Below are 226 nucleotides of genomic sequence, written 5' to 3' on the forward strand. Positions count from 1 at the left end.
ATTCGTTGATGGATTTCCATTACCTTTTAATTCTGATATCAACACCTGGGAAATTTACTGCCGGAAAGTTATCAAACAAGAGATAGAAGAGGTTTATGACGTTGCCTCAACAGTCCCAGGAAACCTGGACTACGATAGCCCTGCACCGGAAGTGGAAATATTGAGCCAAGGTGAAGTGGGGGCAGTCTGTCGAGGTAAGCGGAACACCACCTGCCCCTGCGGCCTC

1 protein-coding gene is annotated in these 226 nt (G+C 48.2%); it reads left to right on the forward strand.

Annotated elements, in window-relative coordinates; translation table 11 throughout:
- Nucleotides 1-226 (forward strand): hypothetical protein (locus E1189_RS24110; RefSeq protein ID WP_230459777.1); only part of this gene is annotated, 226 nt, incomplete at both ends.

The sequence above is a fragment of the Parendozoicomonas verongulae genome (assembly GCF_009711465.1).
Lineage (GTDB): Bacteria > Pseudomonadota > Gammaproteobacteria > Pseudomonadales > Endozoicomonadaceae > Sansalvadorimonas > Sansalvadorimonas verongulae.